At 61.6% G+C, this 16,827-nt stretch carries 15 protein-coding genes; 9 read left to right on the forward strand and 6 right to left on the reverse strand.

The window, feature by feature from the left end:
- The first annotated feature begins 13 nt into the window (after nucleotides 1-13).
- Genes CPI83_RS03515 through CPI83_RS03525 form a run of 3 tightly spaced genes read left to right on the forward strand, consistent with a single transcriptional unit; the run spans nucleotide 14 to nucleotide 2,363 of the window.
- Nucleotides 14-430, forward strand: coding sequence for a GntR family transcriptional regulator (locus CPI83_RS03515; RefSeq protein WP_007729675.1), 417 nt, complete (start codon nucleotides 14-16; stop codon nucleotides 428-430).
- Nucleotides 427-1,296 carry an ABC transporter ATP-binding protein gene (locus CPI83_RS03520; RefSeq protein ID WP_097386787.1) on the forward strand — a complete coding sequence of 290 codons (870 nt, stop codon included), beginning with the start codon at nucleotides 427-429 and terminating at the stop codon, nucleotides 1,294-1,296. The genes CPI83_RS03515 and CPI83_RS03520 overlap by 4 nt, the downstream gene beginning before the upstream one ends.
- On the forward strand, nucleotides 1,293-2,363 hold the full coding sequence (locus CPI83_RS03525; protein WP_070795593.1) for an ABC transporter permease: 1,071 nt from the start codon (nucleotides 1,293-1,295) through the stop codon (nucleotides 2,361-2,363). Before CPI83_RS03520 ends, CPI83_RS03525 begins: the two co-directional genes overlap by 4 nt.
- A gap of 1 nt (nucleotide 2,364) precedes the next feature.
- On the opposite strand, the gene CPI83_RS03530 is transcribed toward CPI83_RS03525, so the two are convergent.
- Nucleotides 2,365-3,012 (reverse strand): DUF4232 domain-containing protein, encoded by a 648-nt coding sequence (locus tag CPI83_RS03530; protein ID WP_084325411.1) that lies wholly within the window; start codon nucleotides 3,010-3,012, stop codon nucleotides 2,365-2,367.
- A 191-nt stretch (nucleotides 3,013-3,203) separates the two neighbouring features.
- Here CPI83_RS03530 and CPI83_RS03535 point away from each other — a divergent pair, with 191 nt between their 5' ends.
- Entirely contained in the window at nucleotides 3,204-4,049 is an 846-nt protein-coding gene (locus CPI83_RS03535) for an alpha/beta hydrolase (RefSeq protein ID WP_097386788.1), read from the forward strand.
- Between the two features lie 24 nt (nucleotides 4,050-4,073).
- On the forward strand, nucleotides 4,074-5,147 hold the full coding sequence (locus CPI83_RS03540; RefSeq protein WP_084325410.1) for a VIT1/CCC1 family protein: 1,074 nt from the start codon (nucleotides 4,074-4,076) through the stop codon (nucleotides 5,145-5,147).
- An 8-nt stretch (nucleotides 5,148-5,155) separates the two neighbouring features.
- Here CPI83_RS03540 and CPI83_RS03545 read toward each other — a convergent pair whose 3' ends face one another.
- Nucleotides 5,156-6,988: an APC family permease gene (locus CPI83_RS03545; protein WP_084325409.1), complete on the reverse strand. Its 1,833-nt coding sequence runs from the start codon at nucleotides 6,986-6,988 to the stop codon at nucleotides 5,156-5,158.
- A gap of 94 nt (nucleotides 6,989-7,082) precedes the next feature.
- Complete coding sequence (locus CPI83_RS03550; protein WP_041815323.1) at nucleotides 7,083-8,294, reverse strand: DUF2254 family protein; 1,212 nt, start codon at nucleotides 8,292-8,294, stop codon at nucleotides 7,083-7,085.
- Between the two features lie 117 nt (nucleotides 8,295-8,411).
- Between CPI83_RS03550 and CPI83_RS03555 the strand changes: the two genes are divergently transcribed.
- Nucleotides 8,412-10,778 carry an arylsulfatase gene (locus tag CPI83_RS03555; RefSeq protein ID WP_097386789.1) on the forward strand — a complete coding sequence of 789 codons (2,367 nt, stop codon included), beginning with the start codon at nucleotides 8,412-8,414 and terminating at the stop codon, nucleotides 10,776-10,778.
- Between the two features lie 47 nt (nucleotides 10,779-10,825).
- Nucleotides 10,826-10,963: a hypothetical protein gene (locus CPI83_RS30680; protein WP_153211511.1), complete on the forward strand. Its 138-nt coding sequence runs from the start codon at nucleotides 10,826-10,828 to the stop codon at nucleotides 10,961-10,963.
- An 8-nt stretch (nucleotides 10,964-10,971) separates the two neighbouring features.
- Here CPI83_RS30680 and CPI83_RS03560 read toward each other — a convergent pair whose 3' ends face one another.
- The 3 genes from CPI83_RS03560 to CPI83_RS03570 all read right to left on the reverse strand — a co-directional run bounded on the left by CPI83_RS03560 (nucleotide 10,972) and on the right by CPI83_RS03570 (nucleotide 14,762).
- Entirely contained in the window at nucleotides 10,972-12,627 is a 1,656-nt protein-coding gene (locus CPI83_RS03560) for an FAD-binding dehydrogenase (RefSeq protein WP_019745556.1), read from the reverse strand.
- Nucleotides 12,624-13,289 (reverse strand): TetR/AcrR family transcriptional regulator, encoded by a 666-nt coding sequence (locus CPI83_RS03565; protein ID WP_020909325.1) that lies wholly within the window; start codon nucleotides 13,287-13,289, stop codon nucleotides 12,624-12,626. The genes CPI83_RS03560 and CPI83_RS03565 overlap by 4 nt, the downstream gene beginning before the upstream one ends.
- 141 nt (nucleotides 13,290-13,430) lie before the next feature.
- A complete protein-coding gene (locus CPI83_RS03570; RefSeq protein ID WP_020909324.1) occupies nucleotides 13,431-14,762 on the reverse strand; it encodes an MFS transporter in 1,332 nt (443 codons plus the stop codon).
- Between the two features lie 157 nt (nucleotides 14,763-14,919).
- Between CPI83_RS03570 and CPI83_RS03575 the strand changes: the two genes are divergently transcribed.
- Nucleotides 14,920-16,083 carry an LLM class flavin-dependent oxidoreductase gene (locus CPI83_RS03575; RefSeq protein WP_003940457.1) on the forward strand — a complete coding sequence of 388 codons (1,164 nt, stop codon included), beginning with the start codon at nucleotides 14,920-14,922 and terminating at the stop codon, nucleotides 16,081-16,083.
- Nucleotides 16,084-16,233: 150 nt separating this feature from the next.
- A complete protein-coding gene (locus CPI83_RS03580) occupies nucleotides 16,234-16,770 on the forward strand; it encodes a hypothetical protein (protein ID WP_020970975.1) in 537 nt (178 codons plus the stop codon).
- Nucleotides 16,771-16,827 lie beyond the last annotated feature (57 nt).

A 16,827-nucleotide genomic window follows, 5' to 3' on the forward strand; every position in this document is an offset into this window, starting at 1 on the left:
TGAAAGGGTTCGGATGATCGACTTCCGTATCGACCGCCGATCCGGCATTCCCACTTACGTGCAATTGGTCCTTCAGGTGAAGCAGGCGCTCAGGCTCGGTGATCTCCAAGTCGGGGATCGGCTGCCCACAGCCAAGGACGTCGTGGGAGCGCTCGCGATCAACCCGAACACAGTCCTGAAGGCCTACAAGGAACTCGAGCGCGACGGACTTGTTGCCCCGAGGCCCGGATTGGGCACGTTCGTCGTGAAGTCCCTGGCCAAGCCCGGTATGGCGGAAAGCTCTGCGCTACGTCGTGAGTTGGCGCGTTGGGTTGCAGATGCCGTGGCCGCCGGACTCGAGCGCACGGACATCGAAGCATTGGTGAGTTTGGAGCTCGAGAAGACGTTCATCGAATCGGATCCGTCCGGAAAGCAGGGGGAGACATCATGACTGCGCAAGAATCGGCACTGACGATGCAGGACGTGGACAAGCGCTTCGGCAAGAAGAAGGTGCTCGACGCCTGCACTTTCGAGGTCGCAACGGGAAGCATCACTGCCCTGGTCGGGGTGAACGGAGCGGGCAAGTCCACTCTGATGTCCTTGGCGGTCGGGTTGACGATGCCTGACCACGGTTCGATCTCCGTCCTGGGCAGCACGCCGGATCAGGACGGCATCTGCCCAGGCCTGTCGTACCTCGCTCAGCACAAGCCGCTGTATCCCAAATTCACTGTTGCAGAACTTCTTCGATTCGGCGCATACACCAACGACGAGTGGGATGCGAAGTACGCTCTGGATCTGGTGGAGCGCGCTGGGATTGCTCTCGATGCAAAGGCGAAGACTCTGTCACCAGGTCAACGAACCAGGGTTGCACTGGCTTTGGCGCTCGGGCGCAGATCGCAGTTGCTTCTACTCGACGAACCCTTGGCGGATCTTGATCCCGTGGCGCGGCGGTCCGTCGCGACCACTCTGCTCGAAGACGTTGCCGAGTACGGCACCACGGTTCTGTTGTCTTCACACATCGTTTCCGAATTGGCAGACGTCTCGGATCGACTTCTTCTGCTGGGCGGCGGAAACGCGAGATTGTCCGGTCCGTTGGATGAATTGATCGCTGCCCATTACGTATTGATCGGGGACGGCGATCCTTCGGACGTGGTCGGCGCCGGTGCGGTCATTCATACCGACAAGGGGATGCGGTCGAATTCTCATGTGGTGGAGGGAATTCGTCCGAGCCCTCAGGCCGGCTGGGTGATCGACGACGCAACTCTCGACGACGTGGTGCTCGGGCACCTGAGCGCGGAAACGGTGGTGGCGGCATGATCTGGGTTACGTGGCGGCACCACCGGACATCGCTCGTTGTGTCATTGGGATTCCTCGCGGCATTAGCAGTCATTGTCTTGTCGAGTGGTGCGATCATCAAGAGCGGCGGACAAGCCCAACTCTTCGGATCGCCTCTCAGTTGCTTCGATGACATCACCGCTATCTGCACGGCAGAGACTGCTCTCACCCTGACGACAGTGGTTGCGACGGCTCTGCCGGTGTTCCTCGGCGTGTTGATCGGTGTCACCGTGTTTTCGCGGGATATCGAACAGGGAACGCACGTATTGGGGCTTACTCAATCGGTCAGTCGGACTCGTTGGTTCTGGACCCGGGTGTTGATCGTCTTCCTGCCGATTTCTGTGGCTTCGGCATTGCTCGGATTTGCACTGCAATGGGCTCGATCTCTCCCGGACAACTCCCGGTATGCATTTGTTGCCGGGCGTTCGACTTTCGTCGAGATATCGAACCTGTCGTATCCGCTCTTTCAATCCAGCGGACTGGTCTTGGGTGCATACACATTCATGGCACTCATGCTCGGAGCAGCTCTGGCTTTGCTGGTGCGTAGTTCGATCGGCGCAATGGCGATCACGATGGTCGGTGTTGTTGCGATCCTGGCAGCATTTCAGTTGGTTGCACGACCCGATTACGCCGAGCCGAGTGTCCGAACGTCACCCGTCGCCGGATTCAGTTCCTACTATTCGAGCGATACCAGTATTCCCGCGGTCAATTGGGAACTCGCGCAGGGATATGTCGACCTCCGAGGTAACTGGGTCGACATCAAATACGACGAGTGCACGTGGGGTGGATCAGGCGGCGAGAACCCGTACGACCAGCGCCCGGAGGAGACCGGCGCCGAGTACAGCCTCCGCATGGATGTGCTCTCAGCGCAGCAGAACAGAGAGATGGAGATCTGTTTGCGGGAACACGGCGTCGACCACTACGAAGTTCGCTACCACTCAGCTGATCGGTTCTGGCGTTTCCAGTTCACGGAAGCTGCACTCGTCCTGATCCTTTCGGGCTTGTTCCTCCTGCCGGCGCTCTGGGGCCTACGACGCCTCAAGCCGTGACTCAGCGGGCGACCGGCGCGACCGTCAGCTGGTTGATGTTCGCGCCGGTCATCGAGCAACCCTTGGTGGGGTAGGCAAGGAAGACCGAGTCGTAGCTGTTGGGCGGGTAAACCCTGAGTCCCGCAACGTCGGTCACGCCGCACTGATCTGCCGGGTAGTTCTCGACGTTCGTGGCGCGCACCAAAGACGTTGCGGCAGAGCCAGGGGCAAGGGAGACGAGTGAACCGGATCCGGAGCGGCCGGCTGCAGCACCCACTTCGCTTCCGGACGCTCCCGTGACATAGGAGACGCCGGGGAAACCGTCGAGCGTGCACGTGCGGCCGCCCGTGTTGGTGAAGACCACCGGAAGCTCCACAGAACCGGCGGCGCCACTCGACTCGCCTAGGGTGACGTTCAGTTCCCCGATCGCGCAGCCTTCGGGATTGGGTGCCGTCGAGGTTGTGGTTTGGGTGTGATCGGTATGGGTCGTCGAAGGTGCGGCAGTACCGGTCTGGGTCGTCGGCGCAGAGGCGGTCGTGGTTGAGGCGGGTGCCGGTGAACTCTCGGCCGTTCCCGTTCCCGTTTCGTCCGAGCCGCAACCGCTGAGAAGGGCGAGAGCAGCAAGTGGAGCCGCCAACAAGCCGACGTTGCGCATGCGGTTGGGATTCATCGCTCTGTACTCCTCAAGTTGGTCGACAACTGGCTCCGGAACATCCGTGTCCGGTATATCCGAATCCGAGGCCGGATGTGCAGAAACGAATCAGGCTCGCCGGTGATCAGGACCTACTTCCCGGATGGATTGCTGCTGCGGATCTAGCATGAGAAATGACCTGTCCGGATCGCGACCACCGGGAGTAGCGCATGTTCACCTTCACCAGCGACGACGGAGTGGTCATTCATGTCCACGAATGGCCCACCGAGCAGGAACCTCGAGGGGTTGTTCAACTCGCGCACGGTATGGGTGAGCACGCAAAACGCTACGCACACGTTGCCGAAGCCCTGAATGCTCGCGGTTTCCACGTCTATGCGGCGGACCACCGCGGCCACGGTGAGAGCATGCACGCCGGCCCAGGCAACATCGGCGACGACGGCTGGAACCGCTTGGTGGCAGACATGGTGACCCTCACGGGCATCATCCGCGACAAACACCCCGGCCTGCCCGTCGTACTGCTCAGCCACAGTCTCGGTTCGTTCGCTTCGCAGCAGTACATCCTCGATCATTCGCACCTGATCGACGCCGTCGCACTGTCGGGGACTACCGCGGTCGATCGACTGATCGAGAGCCTCGTCAACGACGGCCCGGACGTCCTCGCCCAGTTCAACGCCGAATTCGAACCGGCCCGTACTCCGCACGACTGGCTCAGCCGTGACGAAGCGCAGGTGGATTTGTACATCAACGATCCACTGTGTGGTTTCAGCCTGGACGACGCCGGCATGGGCGGGCTTATCGCAGCTGGGCCGAGGTTCGTCGACGTCGAGGGCGTGCGACAAGACCTTCCGATCCTGGTCTTCGTCGGCACCTCGGATCCTCTCAACGCCGCGCTGAGCCGTACCGACGTCGCAGTCGAACGGTACAACTCGGCGGGGATCGAAGACGTCACCTATTACACCTATCCGGGCGCCAGGCACGAGATCTTCAACGAGACCAACCGCGACGACGTCATCAATGATCTGACGACGTGGATGGACCGCGTACTCGAAGCGTGACCGCCTCACCGGAAGGGGAACACGATGTCCGCAGTTCCGGCCGCACGACCCGATCCAGACCCGCGAGATGTCAAGCGCTGGAGACGATACCTCGCCGACGAACAAGCCGAGGCCGCCGTCTACCGCGACCTCGCGGGTAGGCGCAGCGGCGAGGAGCGCGAAATCCTTCTCGCCCTGGCCGACGCGGAGGGCCGACACGAGGCGCACTGGCGAGCGCTTCTCGGCGATCACGTCGGCAAACCACTTCGCGGTGATATCCGCACTCGGATACTGGGCTTTCTGGCCAGACGCTTCGGCTCCGTCTTCGTGCTCGCTCTTGCGCAGCGCGCGGAAACACGATCCCCCTATCCGAACGATGCCGACGCGACCGCATCGATGGGCGCGGACGAGAAGATCCACGAAGAAGTGGTGCGGGCCTTGGCCACTCGGGGTCGGAACAGACTTTCGGGGACGTTTCGTGCCGCCGTCTTCGGAGCCAACGACGGCCTCGTCAGCAATCTCGCTCTCGTGCTCGGCATCAGCGGTAGCGGCGTCTCCAACCAGATCGTTCTGATCACCGGCATGGCCGGGCTTCTGGCCGGCGCCCTGTCGATGGGAGCCGGCGAGTACGTTTCCGTCCGCTCGCAGCGAGAGTTGTTGGAAGCGTCCAATCCTGGTCCCGCGGCCAGCGAAGCCGTCGGACTGCTCGACGTCGACGCCAACGAATTGGCGCTGGTCTACCGGGCCCGTGGCATGTCCGCCGAGGAAGCGGACCAGCGCGCCGCCGAGGTCCTCGCGAACAGCACCTTCGGCGCCGCGGACGTTGTCGACGACCATGAAGCCGTCGGAACCGGATTGGGCGCAGCGGCGGCAAGTTTCTGCTTCTTCGCCTCGGGCGCCATCATTCCGGTGTTGCCGTATCTGTTCGGCCTGGAAGGCATGACGGCTCTGATCGTCGCGTCCGTACTCGTGGGGATCGCGTTGCTGACGACGGGCGTTGTGGTCGGGTTGCTGTCGGGCGGGCCGCCGTTCAAGAGGGCCCTACGCCAACTTGCGATCGGCTATGGCGCTGCCGGCGCGACGTATCTGCTCGGCATGTTGTTCGGGACCTCGCTCTGAGCGTCTGCTCACGCGCGTAGGGCGGGATCGCGGTGAGCCGGATCGATCCGGACCGGAATTTGGCACACCACGGCCTCGGTGTGTTTGCGCAGTGCATGAGCGATCTCATCGGTCCGTTGGCTCGGGAGTATCCGATGCCATCTGGTCGCCGGGTCGATGGTGGCGACGACAACAAAGGTTTCCCGGTGGGGGAAGTGTGTGCGGATGTATCGAGCGAGGGTGTTCCCCACGGAGTTCTCGGTGTCCTCGATGACGATCAAACGCGAATTCGGGTGTCGGGCTTGCCATCGGCGGGTGAAGTCCGTCGTCGATTCGTGGGCCAGGCAGACTCGAATTGCGATGGGCTGCGAAGACATTGCCGTTGCCGCGGCCATCGCGCGGGTGGAGAGCGACGTAATTTCGGACACGGGTACTAGGACCGCTGGTTTGTATCCGATAGACAGAGAATCGTTCTCACCCTGAACGGTTAACCGAGTACCGATATGTGTGTACGCACCGCGGATGCGTTCCATGCCGAGGACGAGCGCAGGGAGCGCGAGAGCGATCAACCAGGCGCCCTCGGTGAACTTCATGGCGGTAGTCACCACTGCTGCGATCGAAGTCAACGCAGCCCCGAAACCGTTGAGCGCTAGGCGCCACTTCCAGCCCGGCGTCTGTTCGGCGAGCCAGTGGCGCACCATGCCGAACTGCGCGAGCGTGAATCCGATGAACACACCGATGGCGAACAGCGGCACCAAGGTGTTCATGTTTCCGCCGGATCCGATGAGCAGGAGTGCACCGATGCCTCCGAGCGACAAGACGCCGTACGTGAAGACGTCGCGCGTCGACTTCCGGCTGAAGCGGTGCGGGAGCACGTTGTCGTCGGCGAGGATCCGCATCAGGTTGGGAAGTCCGCCGTACGAGGTGTTCGCGGCCAACGCCAACAGAATCACGGTGGAGAATTGGACGACGTAGTAGCCCACACCATTTCCGAGGGCAGCGGAAGTGAGTTGCGACAGGACCGTTGTTCCAGGGACCGGTGCGAGTGAGAACTTCTCGATCAACACGGCAAGGCCGATCAGCATGGTGCCCAACAGGATTCCCAGAGCTACTTCGGCACTCTGAGCGCTACGCACGCGAGGCTTCTTGAAGCTGGGTACCGCGTTGGCGATGGCTTCGACTCCGGTCAATGCGGCGCAACCACTCGAAAAGGCTTTGAGCAGAAGGAGAATGCCGATCGTGTGTGCGTTGTCGGCGAGGAAGGGAGCCGTGGCGGCGGCAGGGTTTTCCCGAAGTAGTCCGGCACCGATCACCGTGAAGATGCTGACGACAAAAACCACGGTGGGCAACATGAATACCCGCGCGGAATCTGCGATGCCCCGCAGATTCAGTGCCGTGATGCCGCCGAGTATCGCCAGTGCGATCCAGACCGTGTAGGGAAGAAGCGCAGGGAAGGCGGAGGTCAGAGCCGCGACACCGGCTGCGATCGACACTGCGACGTTGAGGGTGTAGTCGACGATCAACGATGCGGCAGCGGTCAGGCTTGCGCGCGGGCTCAGATGCTTCTTCGCGACGGCGTATGCGCCACCGCCTTCGGGAAATGCGGCGATCACCTGGCGATACGACGCCACGAGGACCACAAGCAGCACGGCGATGGCGATCGTCACCGGCACGGTGAAGCCGATCCCCGCGCCGCCGGCGAGGGCCAACACCAACACGATGGCCTCTGGACCGTACGACACCGAGGCCATCGCGTCGAGCGACAGACCCGCCAGTCCGGTTGCGACGGAGAGCTTTTGCTTCTCAGGTTCGCCGCCGGCGCGGGTGGTCGACGATATGACTCCACGGTGTCCGAGTATCACTGCATGTCTCACCGAGTCAGTATCGTCATTTCCCGTAGCTCTGAGACTGATCTTGACGATGCCTTGACGCGATCACCAACAAATCTGTACGGGTTCACAACGGCGGTTCGAGTCGCGGGAAGCCTTGTGACAGCTGATCAATCCAGCGGGCGCGCATGGCGAGAATATCGCGGTTCCGAGACTCCGATTGGGCGGCGACGTGCGAAAGTAGGTCGCGAAGTCGGCCCAAAACGAGTGGTGAGTTCGATGCCGAGGCTATGACGTCGTCCAGTCCGGTTCTGACGAAGGTCGTGAAGTCGGGTAGCGGAATCACCACACGCAGATCACCACGCTCGTCGACGACCCGGATCGAATCTGCGCGCACGGAGGCCACCAGAGAGAGGAGGTCCTCGATCTCGTCCAGAGCCTGCACGGCCGTCGCAGGATCGTTGATAGCGGGTGAGAGCGCTCTGAGCGCGATGTCAGCCAACAACCGAATCGCGAGTAGGGGGTCCTGGGTGAAGGTTCGCTCACTCCCACTGACCAAGGCGTCAAGAATCGTGTTGGCGGGCATGGGTCCGCCGTAGACGTCGGCGAGCGGCAATCCGTCTCGCAGCGTGCTACCCGGCGAAACTCGGAGGACCACCATGGATCGGCAGGATCGAGCGCTCTGCAGCAGATCTTCGACGAGGATCTGCTGCAGAACGGCTGGCGGTCGATGCCACTCGATAGTCGTGATCACCGGAAGTGTTGGTAGAGGAGGCAACTCCAGATCGGTGGCGGGGTACACGGCGGCGAAGACTGCTCGGCCACGACTCGAGATCGAGGTCAGTACAGGAGCCAACTGGATGGCCGAGAATGCGCGCAGCTGGAGCAGCCTGATCAGCGTCAGCGTGGCCAAGAGTGCCAGCACTGCGAGACTTGGCACGACCACGGACACATCCGTTTCGTTGCTGATGGCGAGCGCTGCAGTGATGTCGAAAACCGACTGGCCTATGGCGAAGGCAAACGTTCGCCACACGATGGGGTCGTCGCGGAACAACAACAAGCGAGGAGTGAAGGTGGTCGCGGCCCACTGGACGACAAGGAACAGTAGCGAGAAGATCACTGCGACTACACCCAGTAACCCCAGCCCGAGTGCAACGAGCATCTCGCTGACCTGACGGGCGGGAATCATTGGGCCGCTGCGTAAATATGGCATCGCCAGTCCGGCAGCCAGTCCTACGACGACGCACAGGATCTGGGTCAGGCCGGCACGCACACGGCGCCGGGGGACGAGGAAGGCATGCCCGATCGGGGTGGGAGCGAAACGTCCGGGCTGATCCACCCTTCAAGCCTCCACGCTGCGGCAATGGTGCGCCTTCACCCGAAACGGATGATGTCGACGCCGTCGTGATCCTGAAACGCTTGAAAGGCCCATGTGAGAGACAGAAGGCGAGACGTCATGACGGATCCGACAGGCCAGAGCCGCGCTGTACTACCGATTCCGGATCGACAACATCTTGGTCTGGTGACGTACGACGCGAAGGATCCGGACACGGAGTTTCCGCCGATCACTCCGCTACTGCCGCCGGCCGGGGCACCCAATGTTCTGGTGGTCCTGTTGGACGACGTGGGATATGGCGCGAGCAGTGCCTTCGGCGGACCAGCGGACACGCCGACTGCTGAGCGATTGCAAAGTAATGGGCTCACGTACACGCGGTTTCACACGACTGCGCTGTGCGCACCGACCCGCGCCGCACTGCTGAGTGGACGCAACCACCATTCGGTCGGTATGGGCTCGGTCACCGAAACCGCGACCTCGGCTCCTGGACTTTCCGGTCTGCGCCCGAATACCAAAGCCGCACTGCCGATGACGTTGAAACTGAACGGATACTCGACGGCGCAGTTCGGCAAGTGCCACGAGGTGCCGCCGTGGCAGACATCCCCGGTGGGGCCGTTCACATCGTGGCCGACGGGAGAAGGCGGATTCGAGCACTTCTACGGATTCATCGGCGGGGAGAACAACCAGTACTACCCGGCGCTGTACGAGGGTGTCGCGCCCGTGGAGGCGGACAAGACACCGGAGGAGGGTTATCACCTCACCGAGGACCTGGCCGATCACGCCATCGACTGGGTTCGGATGCAGAAGTCATTGGCTCCGGACAAGCCGTTCTTCGTCTACTTTGCACCCGGCGCCACACATGCACCGCACCATGTTCCGAAGGAGTGGGCAGACAAGTACGAGGGCCGGTTCGCAGGAGGTTGGGATGCGCAACGCGAATCGATTCTCGAGCAGCAGAAGCAGCGGGGAGTCGTCCCCGCGGATGCGGTCCTCACCCCGCGCCCCGAGGCCATTCCGGCGTGGGAGGACATGAGTGAGGAGATGAAGCCTGTCCTCGAACGCCAAATGGAAGTTTATGCAGGGTTTCTCGAACACACCGATTTCCATGTCGGCCGGCTTGTCGATGCGATCGAGGAACTCGGAGCTCTCGACAACACCCTCGTGTACTACATCATCGGCGACAACGGAGCGTCTGCAGAGGGGACGATCAACGGGGCCTTCAACGAGATGGCCAACTTCAACGGACTCGCCGCCATCGAAACACCCGAGTTCATGGCGGAAGTGAAAGACAAGTTCGGTACCAAGGACGCGTACAACCACTACTCCGTGGGGTGGGCATGGGCAATGTGCACGCCGTACCAGTGGACGAAACAGGTTGCCTCGCATTGGGGTGGCACTCGCAACGGAACGATCGTGCACTGGCCGGCGGGGATTCGGACCAAGGGTGAGACGCGGTCGCAATTCACCCACGTCATCGACGTCGCACCAACGATCCTCGAGGTCGCGAAACTGCCGGAACCGACCTTCGTCAACGGCGTCCAACAATCACCGATCGAGGGGACCAGCATGGTCTACACCTTCGACGACGCCGAAGCCGCCGAACGTCACGATCTGCAGTACTTCGAGATGGCCGGCAATCGCGGTATCTATTACAAGGGTTGGAGTGCGGTCACCAGACACAGCACTCCGTGGCTGTTCGCGGAGGCACTCCCCGCTCTCGACGACGACGTGTGGGAGCTCTACGACGGGTCGCAGGATTGGACGCAGTCCAAAGATTTGGCGGCCGAGTTGCCGGAGAAACTCACTGCACTGCAACGCTTGTGGTTGATCGAAGCAGTCAAGTACAACGTTCTTCCGATCGACGACCGAAGATTCGAGAGGTTCAACCCTCACATCGCGGGGCGTCCGCAGTTGGTGTCCGGGAACCGACAGGTTCTGTTTCCCGGAATGAAACGGCTGAGCGAGCACAGCGTGCTGAGTATCAAGAACCGATCGTTCAGTGTCACAGCAGCAGTCGACATCGCGGATGGCATTACCGCCAACGGTGTGATGATCGCGCAGGGAGGCAGGTTCGGCGGCTGGGCACTTTACGCGCGGGAAGGTCGCGCCAAATTCGTCTACAACCTGCTCGGCATGACCGAGTTCGTCGTCGGGTCCGACGTTGACATTCCGGCAGGATCACATCAGATCAGAGTTGAGTTCGCCTACGACGGCGGTGGTCTCGCGAGGGGCGGCGCTGTCACGATCTATCATGACGGTCACGAAGTGGGCTCGGGTCGCGTCGAGCAGACCCAACCGATGGTCTTCTCCGCGGACGAGACCACCGACATCGGTGACGATTACGGCATGCCTGTCAGTGTCGACTACAGTGGCGCAACCACATTCAACGGCCGTATCGAGGTAGTGCAGATCGACGTCGGCGACGATGACCATACCCACCTGATCGACCCGGAGGAGGTGGCGCGAGTGGCGTTGTCCAGACAGTGATTCCACTGACAAGAGCAGCAGTCACAATCTCCTGAGGGAGGGTCGCAATGCCGACCGTCATCCGTACTGTTCACGATCTGGTCCGCCACGCGCGCGGGCCGACGCATCATCACCACCATCAATCCGTGCACGAGGCAAGGCGAATGCGCGCCCACCACATACTGGTCACGCATTCGCTCGCCTGATTTCGGGGCTACAGGTCGCGCGCCAGTGCTCGTCCGGCTGCGCGGCCGGAGAAGATGCAGCCACCGAGGAAGGTCCCTTCGAGCGCGCTGTAACCGTGGACTCCGCCGCCGCCGAAGCCCGCGACCTCACCGGCCGCGTACAGGCCGTCGAAGACACTGCCGTCGGCCTTGATGACCTGTGAATCCAGGTTGGTTTCCAAGCCGCCGAGGGTCTTGCGTGTGAGCAGGTGCAACCGGACCGCGATCAGTGGGCCGTTCTTGGGGTCCAGGATCTTGTGCGGTGCAACGACGCGCACGATCTTGTCTGCCAACAGATTACGAGCACCGTGGATGGCGGTGACCTGGAAGTCCTTGCTGTACTTGTTGTCGACTTCGCGGTCGCGGGCGATCATCTCGCGCTCGATGTCCTCGTAGTCGAGGAGCGGTTCGTCGGTGAGGGCGTTCATGCCGTCGACCAGATCACGAAGGTTGTTGCGCACCACGAAGTCTGCGCCCTTCTGCTTGAACGCCTCGACCGGTCCCGGCGCGCCCTTCTTGATTCGTTCGAGGAGGAGCTTGAAGTCGCGGTTGGTGAAGTCCGGGTTCTGTTCCGATCCCGAGAGTGCGAACTCCTTCTCGATGATCTTCTGGTCGAGGATGAACCACGTGTACTCGTGGCCGCTGTCGAGGATGTACTTGAAGGTTCCCATCGTGTCGAAGCCGGGGAAGTTGGGGACCGGCAGACGCTTGCCGGTGGCGTCGAACCACATCGAGGAGGGTCCGGGGATGATTCGGATTCCGTGGTTGGGCCAGATGGGATTCCAGTTCTGGATGCCTTCGGTGTAGTGCCACATGCGGTCGCGGTTGACGATGTTTCCGCCTGCGGATTCGGTGATTTCGAGCATCCGTCCGTCGACGTGTGCAGGTACTCCCGTCAGCATGTGCTTCGGTGCCTTGCCGAGTCGCTCGGGCCAGTTCTTCTTCACCAGTTCGTAGTTGCCGCCGATTCCACCGGAGGTGACCACGACGGCCTGTGCGGCGAACTCGAATTCGCCGATGGGGGTGCGCGAGCTCTTCACGCCGCGTAGATCACTGGAAGGTTCGAGGACGGTTCCGCGTACACCAGTGACCGCACCATCGGTGACGACGAGTTGATCGACTTGGTGGCGGTGCTTGAACGTGACCAGTCCGCGCTTCTGGGCGGCGATCACCTTGGTCAGGAAGACATCGACCACGCCGGGGCCGGTTCCCCAGGTGAGGTGGAATCGCGGTACCGAATTGCCGTGTCCAAGAGCCATTCCGCGGCCGCGTTCGGCCCAACCGACATTCGGCATCAGGCGAAGCCCCAGGTCGTGCAGGTACTGACGCTTGTCGCCGGCCGCGAACTCGACGTACGCCTTGGCCCACTGGCGAGGCCAGTGATCTTCGCGCTCACGGTCGAATCCGGCAGTGCCCATCCAGTCCTGCATTGCCAACTCGAGAGAGTCCTTGATACCGAGTCGGCGTTGCTCGGGGCTGTTCACGAGGAAGAGTCCGCCGAGCGACCAGAATGCCTGCGCGCCGAGGTTGGCTGCGTTCTCCTGTTCCACGACAAGGACTTTGCGGCCGGCGCGTGTCAGTTCGTAGGTGGCGACCAGTCCCGCCAGCCCTGCCCCGACAACGATGACGTCAGCTTGTTCGCTCACGACAGCTCCTCTTTCGATTGGTTGTTCTGGATTATTTCGCTGTAGGACAGCAGGATTCGAGTGAAGATATCGCGGCGCAGTGCGAAGGCGGCGTTGGTGTCGGTGTCGACGAGACACTGCACGCTGGTGCCGTCGTGCACTGCGACCAATGCCCGTCCCAACGCAGTCGGGTCGCCGACGATTGTTCGCCCGACGTCGCTGAGTGCGGACTCCACAATGGGCAACAGGGTGCGAAGGATCGCGTCTTCACGGTCGGCAAGGGCTTTGCGAAGTGCCGGGTTGCGGAGCGCGTGAGCGGTGAATTCCGCGTTGATCCGGTACCACTGCGGGTCGACCGGAACCACCGCCACGATCCGGGCGACAGCGGCATGGATGTCGACGGTGTTGCCGGCGGTGATCGACTCCGTCGCCAACCGCAGATCGGCGAGCATAGCTGCAGATCGTTGCTCCCACATCGCGAAGAACAGTTCGTCGAGTGAATCGAAGTTGGAGTAGAACGCGCCTCGGGAGTAACCGCCGCGTTCGCAGATCTGCTCGACCGTGGCGTGCCCGAACCCCGATTCAGAGAAGGCGTCCGCAGCCGCGTCGAGCAGGCGCTGCCTGGTTTGACCACGGCGTTTGGTGACACGCTTGGCCGGCGAGTTGTCCGTTCCAGTCGTCATCGGCGCCTCCGTCGGGGTGGAACCCAAACGATACACCGATGTATCCGATGCGAAGACGTATCTCGATTAGATCTTCTTGGCAGGTGTTTCTATCTATATCTAGCAAATATGCAAGATAGGAAGATATTTGTATGACGACAGCTACAAGTGCAGATCACGCTTCCTGATCGCCGCAGTGGCGACGACGCTGATCGCCGAGGTGGCCACGAGATATCCACATGCCAGCCACGGTGAACCGCCACTGGCGCCGATCAGTGCCGTCAGAATCAGAGGTGTGACGCCGGAGGCGTAGATACCAGAGAACTGGTAGACGACCGACAACCCGGTGTACCGGATTTCTGTGGGGTAGAGGCTCGCATACAGCGTTCCCTGGGCGCCGTAGAACAAGGCATGAATCACTCCGAAGACCACGACCATCGCGACTCCGAAGAGCAGGAGATTCTCGGTACCGAACAGTGCGAAGGCGGGGAAGATCGCGAGGCCGTACGCGGCGATGCCCACGATGTAGACCCGTTGCGGGCCGAACCGATCAGTGAGTAATCCGGAAAACGGCAGCAAGATCGCCATCACTACTGCGGCCACGGTGACCACAAGAAGTACGGGAACCTTTTCGAAATGCAGAGTCTTGGTTGCATACGTGATTGCGAAGACGCCCCAGGTGTTGAACGCGGCGCCCTCGCCCCAGCGAGACAACATGCCCAGTACGGTGTTTCGCGCGGCTTTTCCTTGAAAGACTTCCCTGAGCGGGGCGGACGAGCGCTGTTCGAGGTCGCGAACGGCCTGAAAGGCGGGCGTCTCGTCCACCTTCAAGCGGACCACCAACCCCACGATCACGAGCACCAGGCTCAGGACGAAGGCGATGCGCCAGCCGAAACGGAGAAACTGGTCGTCGTCGAAGACTGTTTGAAGCAGCGCGAACATTCCTGTGCCCAATGCCAACCCGAGAGCCAATCCGATCTGCGGGATGCTGCCGAACAGTCCACGCTTCTTCTCCGGACTGTGTTCGACTGCCAAGAGAACAGCTCCGGCCCACTCGCCACCGAGAGCGAATCCCTGCAGGATACGAAGCAGCAGAAGCAGAATCGGTGCAACGACTCCGATCTGAGCGGCGGTCGGAAGAACGCCCATCAGCGCCGTCGCGATACCCATGATGAACATCGTGAGAGCAAGCGTCTTCTTGCGCCCGATGCGATCGCCGATGTGACCGAACACCACTCCACCGATGGGGCGAACGAGAAAGCCGACTGCGAAGGTCGCAAAAGAGAGCATGGTCCCGACGAACGAACTCTGGTTCGGGAAGAACAGTTGGTTGAAGACCAGACTCGCGGCCGTCGCGTAGAGGAAGAAGTCGTACCACTCGACCGTCGTGCCGAGCAGGCTCGCGGCGACGACGGTTCTCAATCTGGATCGCCGCTCGTCGTCGGTCTCGTTCGAGAACGGTGAATTGTGCTCGACTTCGGCAAACGTGGTCATCGGAGCCCCCGGGTCGTGGTGCAAATTCACGAAGGTATCGCCGGCGCCGAAAGTGGGCACCCCTAGCGATCAGGGTGATTTCAACCATGTTCTTCGAGGTGGACTGTGGTTGTAATGACAGAAGAGTTCTGCCTGTTCGTCGACGAAAGGAATCACCGTGTCACTGCGCTTCCACTGGTTCTTGCCTACTTACGGTGATTCCCGGAATCTGATGGCGGGTGGGCACGGCAGTTCGATGTCCGGTGATCGTCCGGCGACGCTGAAATACCTCAATCAGATCGGCGCGGCCGCCGAGACGAACGGCTTCGAAGCCGTCCTCACGCCCACCGGCGCGTGGTGCGAAGACGCCTGGCTGACGACGGCGATGATGCTCGAGACCACCGAGACACTCAAGTTTCTGGTTGCTCTGCGACCGGGATTGCTCAGCCCCACGCTGGCCGCCCAGATGGCCGCAACCTTCCAATGGCAGTCGGGCGGTCGTCTGCTGCTCAACGTCGTGACCGGCGGGGAGGACCACGAGCAGCGCACGTTCGGTGACTTCCTCGACAAGAACCAACGGTACGCACGATGCGGCGAGTTCCTCGACGTGATCCGCCAGTTGTGGTCCGGTAACGGTCCGGTTGATTTCTCCGGCGAGTACGTCAACGTGGAAAAAGCTACGCTGCAGCGTATTCCGGATCCGGTACCGCCCATCTTCTTCGGCGGATCTTCGCCGGCGGCCGGCACCGTCGCATCGCGCTACGCGGATACCTACCTCACCTGGGGTGAGACGCCGTCCGCTGTTGCCGCCAAGATCGCCTGGATCCGCGACCTCGCGGAAGTCCAAGGTCGTCACCTCGACTACGGAATCCGTTTGCACGTCATCAGTCGGGACACCTCGGAACAGGCATGGGCAGAAGCGGATCGGCTGCTCAGTGCGCTCGACCCGGCGACCGTCGAGCAGGCTCAGGCGAGTCTTGCGCGATCCGGCTCCGAAGGTCAGCGTCGGATGCTCGAATTGCACGGCGGTGGTTCGGCTTACAAGGAGGGCGTCGGAGCGCGGTCGCTGGAGATTGCGCCGAACCTGTGGACCGGCGTCGGATTGGTGCGAGGGGGAGCAGGTACCGCATTGGTCGGTTCGCACCAAGAAGTGGCTGATCGGATTGCCGAGTACGCGGCGATCGGACTGGATCACTTCGTATTGTCGGGCTATCCGCATCTCGAAGAGGCGTATCAGTTCGGTGAGGGTGTGCGTCCGATCCTCGAAAAGCGTGGATTGGTAGCACCGCACGGTTCGGTCGGCGGACCGGTGCGAACGCCCTTCGTCTCCAGTGGGAACTGAGTCGAAAAGCTAGCTCTTCGAGAAGGGGACGTTTGTCCCGATCTTTCGGGCATGCCCTCCCGGCGGGGCAATTGGGCCATTTCGGGCGCTAGATCCGATCTAGGCTGCGCACTGTTGCCGAACTCAAGGCGCAGTACGAAAGGATCCTCGATGAAGCTGGGCACGAGTGGAGTACGTCGCGTAGTGGGAACCGTGGCAGTCGCCGCTGCAACCGCGGCAGGCGTCGCGATGGTCAATCCTGCGACTGCGTCGGCCGAGGTGGTCCCCCCGGTCGTCTCGTACAAGGTGACCGGAAACGATCTGGCGCTGACGATCACGAACAACAACACGGGAATTGCCCCGTTGTGCCAGGCGTTTGTCGTCAACGCCGCGGATTCTGCTGCTGTGCTTGATGATCCGCTGAAACTGCTTGATCCGAACCTTGTGGTGTACCCCAAGATCACCGATCCGGCCTCGCTGTTCGACGTGGGCAAGGGGCAGACGGTCACCGATACCGTGACCGATGTTCCGGACGGAACCTACGCCGTGCTCGGTGCCTGCTCCGATCTTCTCGATCTCGAGACGTTGGGTAAGCCCGTTCCTGGCGTGCCGAGCCTCGTTGTCATCGGTGGACCGTTCAGCGGCATCAATACCGGAAGCCTGAGCGACCTGTTCGGTAGCGGCAGCCTCGAAGGGCTTTTCGGGTAGCTCGCTGCCTGTCTCCCCAATTTTCCGACTGAGCGGTCTATTCTTCATGCATCTGGT

The sequence above is a fragment of the Rhodococcus sp. H-CA8f genome, assembly GCF_002501585.1.
GTDB classification, from domain to species: domain Bacteria; phylum Actinomycetota; class Actinomycetes; order Mycobacteriales; family Mycobacteriaceae; genus Rhodococcus_F; species Rhodococcus_F erythropolis.

What these genes read in the sequence shown, in the direction of transcription:
- CPI83_RS03525 (WP_070795593.1), top strand. Translation starts at nt 1,293, where the DNA reads ATGATCTGGGTTACGTGGCGGCACCACCGGACATCGCTCGTTGTGTCA.
- CPI83_RS03515 (WP_007729675.1), top strand. Translation starts at nt 14, where the DNA reads ATGATCGACTTCCGTATCGACCGCCGATCCGGCATTCCCACTTACGTG.
- CPI83_RS03555 (WP_097386789.1), top strand. Translation starts at nt 8,412, where the DNA reads ATGACGGATCCGACAGGCCAGAGCCGCGCTGTACTACCGATTCCGGAT.
- CPI83_RS03565 (WP_020909325.1), bottom strand. Translation starts at nt 13,289, where the DNA reads ATGACGACTGGAACGGACAACTCGCCGGCCAAGCGTGTCACCAAACGC.
- CPI83_RS03535 (WP_097386788.1), top strand. Translation starts at nt 3,204, where the DNA reads ATGTTCACCTTCACCAGCGACGACGGAGTGGTCATTCATGTCCACGAA.
- CPI83_RS03530 (WP_084325411.1), bottom strand. Translation starts at nt 3,012, where the DNA reads ATGAATCCCAACCGCATGCGCAACGTCGGCTTGTTGGCGGCTCCACTT.
- CPI83_RS03580 (WP_020970975.1), top strand. Translation starts at nt 16,234, where the DNA reads ATGAAGCTGGGCACGAGTGGAGTACGTCGCGTAGTGGGAACCGTGGCA.
- CPI83_RS30680 (WP_153211511.1), top strand. Translation starts at nt 10,826, where the DNA reads ATGCCGACCGTCATCCGTACTGTTCACGATCTGGTCCGCCACGCGCGC.
- CPI83_RS03570 (WP_020909324.1), bottom strand. Translation starts at nt 14,762, where the DNA reads ATGACCACGTTTGCCGAAGTCGAGCACAATTCACCGTTCTCGAACGAG.
- CPI83_RS03520 (WP_097386787.1), top strand. Translation starts at nt 427, where the DNA reads ATGACTGCGCAAGAATCGGCACTGACGATGCAGGACGTGGACAAGCGC.
- CPI83_RS03540 (WP_084325410.1), top strand. Translation starts at nt 4,074, where the DNA reads ATGTCCGCAGTTCCGGCCGCACGACCCGATCCAGACCCGCGAGATGTC.